The organism is Sphingomonas parapaucimobilis NBRC 15100 (assembly GCF_000787715.1).
Taxonomy (GTDB): domain Bacteria; phylum Pseudomonadota; class Alphaproteobacteria; order Sphingomonadales; family Sphingomonadaceae; genus Sphingomonas; species Sphingomonas parapaucimobilis.
In genome coordinates this window covers 1-9,240 of the sequence record NZ_BBPI01000011.1, presented here as the reverse complement: position 1 = coordinate 9,240, position 9,240 = coordinate 1, and the positions used below count along the sequence as shown (strand labels likewise).

At 65.8% G+C, this 9,240-nt stretch carries 11 protein-coding genes and 1 other RNA gene; 6 read left to right on the top strand and 6 right to left on the bottom strand.

Annotation, left to right across the window (positions count from 1 at the left end; translation table 11 throughout):
* Positions 1 to 80 precede the first annotated feature (80 nt).
* A complete protein-coding gene (locus SP5_RS19425; RefSeq protein WP_042483592.1) occupies positions 81 to 245 on the bottom strand; it encodes a hypothetical protein in 165 nt (54 codons plus the stop codon).
* Positions 245 to 1,153: a threonine ammonia-lyase gene (locus tag SP5_RS02395; RefSeq protein WP_245613372.1), complete on the bottom strand. Its 909-nt coding sequence runs from the start codon at positions 1,151 to 1,153 to the stop codon at positions 245 to 247. Before SP5_RS02395 ends, SP5_RS19425 begins: the two co-directional genes overlap by 1 nt.
* Before the next feature lie 195 nt (positions 1,154 to 1,348).
* On the opposite strand from SP5_RS02395, the gene SP5_RS02390 reads away from it, so the two are divergent.
* The 6 genes from SP5_RS02390 to SP5_RS18955 all read left to right on the top strand — a co-directional run bounded on the left by SP5_RS02390 (position 1,349) and on the right by SP5_RS18955 (position 6,454).
* Positions 1,349 to 2,584 (top strand): type III PLP-dependent enzyme domain-containing protein, encoded by a 1,236-nt coding sequence (locus tag SP5_RS02390; RefSeq protein ID WP_084220535.1) that lies wholly within the window; start codon positions 1,349 to 1,351, stop codon positions 2,582 to 2,584.
* Between the two features lie 184 nt (positions 2,585 to 2,768).
* Complete coding sequence (locus tag SP5_RS02385; protein WP_042483586.1) at positions 2,769 to 3,818, top strand: 1,9-bis(guanidino)-5-aza-nonane synthase; 1,050 nt, start codon at positions 2,769 to 2,771, stop codon at positions 3,816 to 3,818.
* The gene (locus SP5_RS19420) at positions 3,818 to 3,964 is read left to right on the top strand and encodes a hypothetical protein (protein WP_167334668.1); all 147 of its coding nucleotides are present in this window, start codon (positions 3,818 to 3,820) and stop codon (positions 3,962 to 3,964) included. The genes SP5_RS02385 and SP5_RS19420 overlap by 1 nt, the downstream gene beginning before the upstream one ends.
* A gap of 131 nt (positions 3,965 to 4,095) precedes the next feature.
* Positions 4,096 to 5,073 (top strand): alpha/beta hydrolase, encoded by a 978-nt coding sequence (locus tag SP5_RS02380; RefSeq protein WP_052811373.1) that lies wholly within the window; start codon positions 4,096 to 4,098, stop codon positions 5,071 to 5,073.
* 59 nt (positions 5,074 to 5,132) lie between these two features.
* Positions 5,133 to 5,807 carry a monofunctional biosynthetic peptidoglycan transglycosylase gene (gene mtgA / locus SP5_RS02375; RefSeq protein WP_042483580.1) on the top strand — a complete coding sequence of 225 codons (675 nt, stop codon included), beginning with the start codon at positions 5,133 to 5,135 and terminating at the stop codon, positions 5,805 to 5,807.
* A 251-nt stretch (positions 5,808 to 6,058) separates the two neighbouring features.
* Entirely contained in the window at positions 6,059 to 6,454 is a 396-nt protein-coding gene (locus SP5_RS18955) for a hypothetical protein (protein WP_157013552.1), read from the top strand.
* A gap of 25 nt (positions 6,455 to 6,479) precedes the next feature.
* Here the strand turns inward: SP5_RS18955 and SP5_RS02370 are convergent, their stop codons facing one another.
* The 4 genes from SP5_RS02370 to ffs form a co-directional block, all read right to left on the bottom strand.
* Entirely contained in the window at positions 6,480 to 6,728 is a 249-nt protein-coding gene (locus SP5_RS02370; protein WP_042483577.1) for a hypothetical protein, read from the bottom strand.
* A gap of 70 nt (positions 6,729 to 6,798) precedes the next feature.
* Positions 6,799 to 7,122, bottom strand: a complete 324-nt coding sequence (locus SP5_RS02365) for a YbaB/EbfC family nucleoid-associated protein (protein WP_042483574.1) — start codon at positions 7,120 to 7,122, stop codon at positions 6,799 to 6,801.
* Between the two features lies 1 nt (position 7,123).
* On the bottom strand, positions 7,124 to 8,815 hold the full coding sequence (locus SP5_RS02360) for a DNA polymerase III subunit gamma/tau (RefSeq protein ID WP_042483572.1): 1,692 nt from the start codon (positions 8,813 to 8,815) through the stop codon (positions 7,124 to 7,126).
* 246 nt (positions 8,816 to 9,061) lie between these two features.
* Positions 9,062 to 9,159, bottom strand: an RNA gene (ffs, locus tag SP5_RS18660) — signal recognition particle sRNA small type.
* Between the last annotated feature and the right edge of the window lie 81 nt (positions 9,160 to 9,240).

The following is a 9,240-nucleotide window of genomic DNA, read 5'->3' as shown; positions in this document are numbered from 1 at the left end:
CCTTCCGCAGATACCGCGCTTATGGAGAAGCCCCACCCCAACCCCTCCCCTGAAGGGGAGGGGCTTTTCTCTGCCACGCTTTACAGCGTCCAGATCAGCACATTCCCCACCAGCACCACCGCCATCACCAGCATCAGCACGCCTTTACGCCGATCTCCGCGCCGGATCGTGACGACACCGCCCGCGACACAGGCAAAGGCCGCCAGCATGGCCAGACCCGGCGCGGCGTTCGCGATCCCCTGCATCAGCCTGCCAGCACCCGCGCATAGGCCGCACGGTCGACATTGCCGCCCGACAGCAGGACCAGCATTCCGTCCGCCGCCGTCACCTTGCCCGACAACAGCGCGGCCAGCGCCACCGCGCCGCCCGGTTCGACCACCAGCCGCAGCCGCTCGGCCGCGAAACGTTGCGCCGCCGCCACCTCGGCCTCGCTGACCGCGACGCCTTCCGCCCCGCGCCGCGCCAGCACCTCGAAGGTCAGCGGCGATACGCGCGTCGTCTGTAGCGAGTCGCAGGCGGTCGGCGGCGGGTTGTCCCCGACCGGCTCGATCCACCCGGCCTCCAGCGATCGGCGCATATCGTCCCAGCCCTCCGGCTCCACGACCGTGATCCTTGCCTCGGGCAGGGCCAGCGTCAGCCCCGCCGCCAGCCCGCCGCCGCCGCAGGGCGTCACGACATGCGTGGGCGCGGGCAGGCCGAGCGCCGCCATCTGCGCCGCCGCCTCAATACCCGCCGACCCCTGTCCCTCGGTCACCCAGGGATCGTCGAAGCTGGGCACCAGCGTCGCGCCCCGCGCTTCGGCAAGGCGGCGTGCGATCAGCTCGCGGCTTTCGGTCGCGCGGTCGTAATCGACGATCTCCGCGCCCAGCGCCAACGTGCCTTCCCGCTTCGATGCGGGCGCGTCGGCGGGCATCACGATCGTCGCTGCGATCCCCAGCCGTTGCGCGGCCCAGGCGATTCCCTGCGCATGGTTTCCGGACGAGAAAGCGACCACGCCGCGTGCCCGCGAAACATCGTCCAACGCGGTTAACCGGTGCCATGCGCCGCGCAGTTTAAACGCGCCGACAGGTTGCAGGTTTTCTGCCTTGAAAACCACCGTCTTCCCTTTGATTGCAAAGGGAAATATTGGTGACGGCGGCAGTATGCGGGCGATCTTTTCGGCGGCGTCGCGGACCCCCGCTTTTGTCGGCTGTCTTAAGATTGTCACTTTTTATCTCCGACGGGCTTTCTACCGCTTTACATTCGAAAAAGCGGACCCTATTTCGCGCCTCCGCTGCCCCATGGGACTTCCAACCGCAAGGCAGCTTTTTGTCACCGTATGCCGTCCGGCAATTGGAGGTCCCTTGAGTTGCACCAGAATCATCGCGCGCTGGGGCTAGCTGCCCACTCGACCGCCGTCCCCTCCAACCTGGAGCGCGGCATCGACATCGCCAAGCGTCGTCCGGCTGATCCGGTCACGCTGCTTCGCCCGCACGCCGCTGCGCGCGCCGCCCGATTCTTCGTCGAGAAGTTTCCGGGCCGCCCGATGTATGCGGTGAAGGCGAATCCGTCTGCGGATCTGATCCAGATCCTGTGGGACAATGGCATCACCCATTTCGACACCGCCTCGATCGCGGAAGTTCGTCTGGTGAAGTCAGTCGCCCCACAGTCCGTCTGCTGCTTCATGCATCCGGTGAAGTCGGAAGAGGCGATTGCCGAGGCCTATTTCACGCACGGCGTCCGCACCTATTCGCTCGACAGCATGGAAGAGCTGGAGAAGATCGTCCGCGCCACGAACGGCGCGACCGACCTGACCCTGTGCGTCCGCATGCGCGTGTCGTCCGAATATGCCAAGCTCAGCTTGGGGTCGAAGTTCGGCGTCAGCCTGGAAGAGTCGAAGGACCTGCTGATCGCGACCCGTCAGGTCGCCGATGCGCTGGGCATCTGCTTCCATGTCGGCAGCCAGACCATGACCCCCGACGCCTATTCGGCGGCGATGGAGCGGGTGCGTGCGGCGATCGTTGCGGCGGCCGTTACGGTCGACGTGATCGATGTCGGCGGCGGCTTCCCCTCGGCCTATCCGGGCATGACTCCGCCGCCGCTGGAGCGTTTCTTCGAGACGATCCACCGTGCGTTCGAGAGCCTGCCGGTGTCCTATTCGGCCGAACTCTGGGCCGAGCCGGGCCGGGCGCTGTGCGCGGAATATTCGTCGGTCGTGGTGCGCGTCGAGCGTCGCCGGGGCAATGAGCTGTACATCAACGACGGTGCGTATGGCGCACTGTTCGATGCGGCGCATATCGGGTGGAAATATCCGGTCCAGCTGCTGCGCGAGCCTGCTTCCGACGCGCGCGACATGGACTTCAGCTTCTGGGGCCCGACCTGCGACGATCTCGACTTCATGCAGGGTCCGTTCCCGCTGCCCGCGGACACGAACACCGGCGATTATTTCGAGATCGGGATGCTGGGCGCGTACGGCCAGGCCATGCGGACCCAGTTCAACGGCTTCACCTGTCACGAGTTCGTCGTGACCGACGACGAGCCGATGTTCTCGGTCTATCGCGACGAGGTCGAGCAGGCCCGTCCGGCGAACGTCGTCAAGCTGTAACCCGGCGACTTTAGCACCTCCTTTATCCCCTTCCGCTTCGGCGGGAGGGGAATGGGGTGGCATTGCGGCATCCACCGCGATAAGGCCCCTTCGCATACCGGCACTGCCCCCGCGCAGAGCCGGGCCAGCCGGGTTACCGCGTCCCCAATAACGACGACGGCTTCTCGATGATGATGGAACCATCATGACCGACACGATCAACGACAACCGTAAGGCCGAGCTGCTCTCCAGCGTGGTCGAGCATATCGACATCACCTCGTTCGACGCCCGCCCCATCATCGATTCGATGGGCAAGATGAGCTTCACCAGCCGCGACCTGGCGCGCGCGACCGGCATCTACAACCAGATGCTGGCCGACAAGGACTGCTCGATCTTCCTGGTGATCGCGGGTTCGACCTCGGCGGGCGGCTGCATGGACCTGTATGCCGAGCTGCTGCGCTCGAACATGATCGACGGCATCGTCGCGACCGGCGCGTCGATCGTCGACATGGATTTCTTCGAGGGCCTGGGTCACAAGCATTATCAGGCGCTGGAAATCCCCGACGATAACACGCTGCGTTCGCTGTATATCGACCGCATCTACGACACCTATATCGACGAAGAGCAGCTGCAGGACTGCGACCACACGATCGGCAAGATCGCCGATTCGCTGGAGCCGAAGCCCTATTCGAGCCGCGCCTTCATCCGCGAGATGGGCAAGTATCTGGTCGAGCACGGCAAGAAGGACAACAGCCTCGTCAAGCTCGCCTATGAGCATGACGTGCCGATCTTCTGCCCGGCCTTCGTCGACTCGTCGGCGGGCTTCGGTCTGGTGAAGCATCAGGTCGAGCGTGCCAAGGAAGGCAAGCCCTACATGGTGCTCGACGCCATCGCCGACTTCCGCGAATTGACCGACATCAAGATCAAGGCAGGCACCACCGGCCTGCTGATGATCGGCGGCGGCGTGCCGAAGAATTTCATCCAGGATACGGTTGTCTGCGCCGAGATCCTGGGCCATGACGACGTCGAAATGCACAAATATGCCGTGCAGATCACGGTGGCCGATGTTCGTGACGGTGCCTGCTCGTCCTCGACGCTCAAGGAAGCGGCGAGCTGGGGCAAGGTCGACACCGCGCTCGAACAGATGGTGTTCGCGGAAGCGGGTTCGGTCATGCCGCTGCTCGCCTCGGACGCCTATCATCGCGGTCACTGGCGTGAGCGTGTGAAGCGTCGTTGGGGAGCGATTTTCGACTAATGCTGGATTTTCTTGAACGCGAACAGCTGGCCTATGTAATCATCGGCGTGGTTCTGATTGCCGGGTTGGCTTTCGCGATCCCGTACAGCCGTCGACGCAAGCGCGAGAAGCTGCGCCGACGCGGGATCAAGACATACGGCCATTGAGACGAGGGGGCGGGACCATAAGGGTTCCGCCCCTTTTCCTTATGCGGCCTTTTTACTTGATCGGCGCGCGCCGCATCGCCACCCTCGTTTCGGAATAGCGCTATCAGGCGCGGAAGGATGAGGGGATGCCAATGATCGACCGACGCTCTCTGATCGGGGCCATGGCCACCGTGCCGCTGGCGGGTCGCGCGGCCGCGCAGGCCGTTTCCGCCGCAGCGATGACGCCCTGGCCGCCCGCCGAACATTTTTCGCTCTGGCCCGGTCGCCCGCCCGGCGCGCGCGCGACCCTGCCAAAGCCCAATCCGTCGATGAACGGCCCCGCAGGTCGGCAGGAATTGTGGCTGCGCGGCACCGCCGATCCGATCGTCGCCGTCTTCCGCCCCGAACGCCCCGATGGGCGTGCGGTGCTGACCATTCCGGGTGGCGGCTATGGTTTCGTGTCGATCCAGAACGAGGGGATCGACGTCGCCAAGACGCTGAATCCGCATGGCATCACCGTCTTCGCGCTGTCCTATCGCCTGCCGTCGGAAGGGTGGGACGATCAGGCGAATGTGCCGCTTCAGGATGCGCAGCGCGCGATGCGTCTGATCCGCGCCAATGCGAGCCGCTACGGCATCGATCCGGCCAAGCTGGGCATCGTCGGCTTTTCGGCGGGCGGGCACCTCGCCGCGTCGTTGACCGTGGGCTATGACGACAAGGTGTATATGCCGATTGACGCCGCCGACCGGCAATCGGCCCGCCCGCGCTTCTCGGGCCTGGTCTATCCGGTGGCGAGCCTGTCGACGCCGAATACCCATCCGGGCTCGCGCGACAATCTGCTCGGCCCCAATCCCGATCCCGCGACCAAGGCGCGCTACGACACGCCGCGCCGGATCAATGCCAGCACGCCGCCGCTGTTCCTGGTCCACGCCGTCAATGACGGGCTGGTGCCGCTGGACCAGTCGATCGATGTGCTGACCCAGGCGCGGGCGGCGAAGGTGCCGGTCGAGGCGCATTTCTTCGAGAAAGGCGGGCATGGCTTCGGCGCGATGAGCGCGCCCGAAGGCTCGCCGAACCGGCTCTGGCCCGACCTGTTCGACCGCTGGATCGCACAGACGCTGAAGTCCTGAACCGGCGCGGGGCGCGGAGTGAGTGACGTCCGCTCCAAACCCCGCTAAGGACCCCGCCCATGTTGCGCATCGCTCGCTGGGCCATGAAGGCCGTGCTCGCCTTTGTGATCCTCAGTGTCGTCTGGGTCGGCGTATATCGCTTCGTGCCGCCGCCGATCACCTTCACCATGTTGGGGGACGTGATCGGCGGGCATGGCGTGACCAAGGACTGGATGCCGCTGTCCGAGATGGACCCGGACATGGCGCGCGCCGCGATCGCGGGCGAGGATGCGCGCTTCTGTTCGCATAACGGCTTCGACTTTAAGGCGATGGCGAGCGCGGCCGCGCGCAACGCCAAGGGCGGCCGCATTCGCGGCGGCTCCACGATCAGCCAGCAGACCGCCAAGAACGCGTTCTTGTTCCAGAATGGTGGTTATATCCGCAAGGCGTTCGAGGCGTGGTTCACTTTCCTGATCGAGACGCTTTGGAGCAAGCGGCGGATCATGGAGGTGTATCTCAACATCGCCGAGACCGGCATCGGGACGTACGGCGCCAATGCCGGAGCAATGCGCTATTTCGGGCATGACGCCTCGCATCTCTCACCGACCGAGGCCGCGCGGATCGCCGCCGTCCTGCCGCTCCCCAAGAAACGCGCGGCGGTGGCACCGACCGGGTTCGTCCGCCAGCATGGCAACGTGATCGCGCGCTATGTGGGCGTGGTGCGGCGGCAGGGGCTGGATAGCTGTCTTCGGTGATGTAGGTGGGGGCTCTGTGAGACCCCTTTCCCTCCCCCATCCCCTCCCGCCTGCGGGAGGGGCGTGCCTTGGGCTGGCAGCTGGTTCCAACCGCAGCGGGTAGCGCACACCGCCTGAACAGAACACGCCCCTCCCGCAGGCGGGAGGGGATGGGGGAGGGCCGTCGCCACGGGTGAACCTCCTCGAAACCATCGCCCCGCAAAAGCCACGATCCTGCAACACCCTCCCTCCATTCTCGTGGGAGCGTATGGATGAGCACAGCCATCGGCCTGATCTTGATGCTGCAAACAGCGACGCCGGTCCTGCCGTTGCGGCGCATCACGCCGCGGGCGGATTGCTTGCCCGGCCCGGATGAGGTGGTCGTATGCGGACGGGCTTCCGATCGGTATCGCATCCCACCGTCGGTTCGCAGCACAGGCATGGAGGCGGACGGCACAGGATCGGGACTGAGCGGCACTCAGATATTGGGAGGCACAGGTCCATGCGGGATATTCGCAGGTCAACGCCGCTGTTCACCGACCGAGGCGCAAGAGGCTGGCTATGGCGGCGGGCGCGATCCGCTGACCTTCGGCACGAAAATCCTCACGCGGCTGACCGATCCTGATGCCGAGATCGATTCGCCGCCAACATTACCGGCCGGGCAATAAACCGCCCGGCCGGTAACGGATCATCTCACTTCGCGTCGCCGGAAATCGCGTCACCGGCCTTCTTGGCGGTATCGCCGACGCTTCTGGCCGCCGAGGTCACGGCCGCGTCACGGCGGTTCTCCGCGCCGCCCCGGCTGAACAGATAGAAGCCGCCGACCAGCACCGCGATCAGCAGGACGATGGCGATCGCCATGCCGCCGCCGCTGCGGCGCTCGATGACAGTGGTATGCGGCTGCTGCGTGCCATAGGTTTCGGTAACACGTTCATCGGCCATGACATTCCCTCCTGTTTTGATGGAGGAAGCAACGCCATGGCCGACATACGGTTCCCGAAACGATGACAGATCAGAAGGGCAGCTTGAAGCCCGGCGGCAGCGGCAGGCCGCTGGTCATCTTGGACATTTCGCTGCCCGAGGCGGCATCCGCCTTGGTCCGTGCATCGTTGATCGCGGCGGCCAGCAGGTCCTCCAGCATGCCCTTTTCCGACGGCTGCATCAGCGAGTCGTCGATGGCGATGCCGATGATCCGGCCCTTGGCCGATGCCTTCACCTTGACCAGGCCGCCGCCCGAGACGCCTTCCACCTCGATATTGTCGAGATTGGCCTGCGCCTTTTCCAGTTCGTTCTGGACGTTCTGGGCCATTGCCAGGATTTCGTCGAGATTCTTCACATCATGCTCCGTTCACACTGCGTTTGCCGGGCCATTCCATCAATTCGGCCTCGGGGAAAGCCTCTCGCGCGGCGCGGACCATGTCCGATTCCCACGCGGCGGTCTTGATCGCTTCCTCGGCCGCGACCTGCTGCTCGTGCAGGGTCGGCTGGCCGGGGACATCCTCCAGCGTGACGCGCCAGTTCTGGCCCGTCGCCGTTTTCAGCGCCGCGATCAGTTCGCTCAGCGTATCGGCCGCAATCGGGCGCGATCCGCTGAACACCATCTCCGGTGGAGTGTAACGCACGAGACGTGCCCCGTGGCGCATTCGGGCCGCGAGCGCGAGTTGCCCCATATCGTCCAGTCGGTCGATCATCGCGACGAAGCTGTCGGGCAGCCTGGGCGGTTCGGGCTCGGCGGGCGGTGGGGGCGGGGCGAGGGCGACGGGCGCGGCGGCCGGTGCCGCCTGATGCGTCACCACCGGGGCGCTGGTTGCCGACACGCCGCCGTCGCGGATCTGCCGTGCCAGCTCGCCCGGATCGGGGAGCGTCGAGGCGTGGATCGCCCGGAGCAGCGCCATTTCGGCCGCCTCGATGGGCAAGGCGGCGCGCGCGACCTCGTCATGCCCCTTCAGGAACAGCTGCCAGAGACGATGCAGCGCCGGGAAGCTGAGCGCGCCAGCCCATTCCTCACGCGCGGCGCGTTCTTCCAGAGGCTGGGCGGCGTCGGGCGGCGTGCCGACCTTGGTCAGGGTAATGCCGTGTACCGTCTCCAGCAGCGAGCGGAGCACGGATTGCGGATCGACGCCATAATCATATTGCCGCCGCAGCGACGCCAGCGCGCCCGCGCCATCGCCGTTCAGAACCAGCCCCAGCAGGTCACGCACCGCGCCGCGATCCGACAGGCCCAGCATCTCGCGCACCGCCGCCGCCGTGACGCCGCCACCCTCCAGATCGGCGTGCGCGATCGCCTGGTCCAGGATCGACAGGCCGTCGCGTGCCGAGCCCTCCGCCGCGCGGGCGACCAGCATCAGCGCCTCGTCCTCGGCGGTAACGCCTTCCTTGGCGCAGATATCGGCGAAATGGGCGGCCAGCTTGTCCGCCGTGATCCGCCGCAGGTCGAAACGCTGGCAGCGCGACAGGACGGTGATCGGGACCTTGTTCACCTCTGTCGTGGCGAACAGGAACTTCACATGGGCGGGTGGCTCCTCCAGCGTCTTCAACAGCGCGTTGAAGGCGTTCTTGGAAAGCATGTGGACTTCGTCGACGATGTAGATCTTGAAGCGTGCCGAGACGGCGGCGTAGCGCGACGCTTCGATGATCTCACGCACGTCGTCGACGCCGGTATGGCTGGCGGCGTCCATCTCGATCACGTCGATATGACGGCCTTCCGCAATGGCGCGGCAGGGCTCGCACTGGCCGCAGGGGCTGATGGTCGGGCCGCCATTGCCGTCGGGGCCGACACAGTTCAGCGCCTTGGCGATCAGCCGCGCGGTCGAGGTCTTGCCGACCCCGCGCACGCCGGTCATCAGGAACGCATGGGCCAGCCGGTCGCGCTTGATCGCGTTGCCCAGCGTCTGGACCATCGCGTCCTGCCCGATCAGCGCGTCGAAGGTCTGCGGCCGGTATTTGCGCGCGAGGACGCGATAGGCTTCCGCCTTCGCGGGCGGCTGGACAGGCTGGGCCGGTTCGCCCAGGTCGAACGAATCAGCCATGACGGGCCGGACAGGTCGGGGTGAGGGAAATCATCGCCAGCCAACATAGGCGTTCGGGCGCGCGCCGTCAGGTATAATCGTGAAGCGATCCGTCCTCACCCGCACCATCCCGGCGAAGGCCGGGGTCCCGTCAGGCGGCGCTTTGAGATTGCGCGAACCGCCATCGCATCCGCCACGGCAACTGGACCCCGGCCTTCGCCGGGGTGTACGGAAAACGAGGTGCCAGACCAGGACCAACAATGTGCGGAGGGTGGGAGCCGGAACGACCCGCAGCGAAATCGTTACGGCTGCTTCCGTCAGGACCTGACCGGGTTGGCGACGACTACGTCCGCCCGACTCCCGCCGCGCATATGGCGAAACGGGGCCGGGGGATCAAGTCCTTATCCCACCGGCCCCGTCCGTGACGAACTTTTAGGGCGGATCGA

Bases quoted from the DNA above. Each gene is read 5' to 3' on its own strand.
- SP5_RS19425 (WP_042483592.1), bottom strand. From the start codon at position 245: ATGCAGGGGATCGCGAACGCCGCGCCGGGTCTGGCCATGCTGGCGGCC.
- SP5_RS02385 (WP_042483586.1), top strand. From the start codon at position 2,769: ATGACCGACACGATCAACGACAACCGTAAGGCCGAGCTGCTCTCCAGC.
- SP5_RS19420 (WP_167334668.1), top strand. From the start codon at position 3,818: ATGCTGGATTTTCTTGAACGCGAACAGCTGGCCTATGTAATCATCGGC.
- SP5_RS02380 (WP_052811373.1), top strand. From the start codon at position 4,096: ATGATCGACCGACGCTCTCTGATCGGGGCCATGGCCACCGTGCCGCTG.
- mtgA (WP_042483580.1), top strand. From the start codon at position 5,133: ATGTTGCGCATCGCTCGCTGGGCCATGAAGGCCGTGCTCGCCTTTGTG.
- SP5_RS18955 (WP_157013552.1), top strand. From the start codon at position 6,059: ATGAGCACAGCCATCGGCCTGATCTTGATGCTGCAAACAGCGACGCCG.
- SP5_RS02370 (WP_042483577.1), bottom strand. From the start codon at position 6,728: ATGGCCGATGAACGTGTTACCGAAACCTATGGCACGCAGCAGCCGCAT.
- SP5_RS02360 (WP_042483572.1), bottom strand. From the start codon at position 8,815: ATGGCTGATTCGTTCGACCTGGGCGAACCGGCCCAGCCTGTCCAGCCG.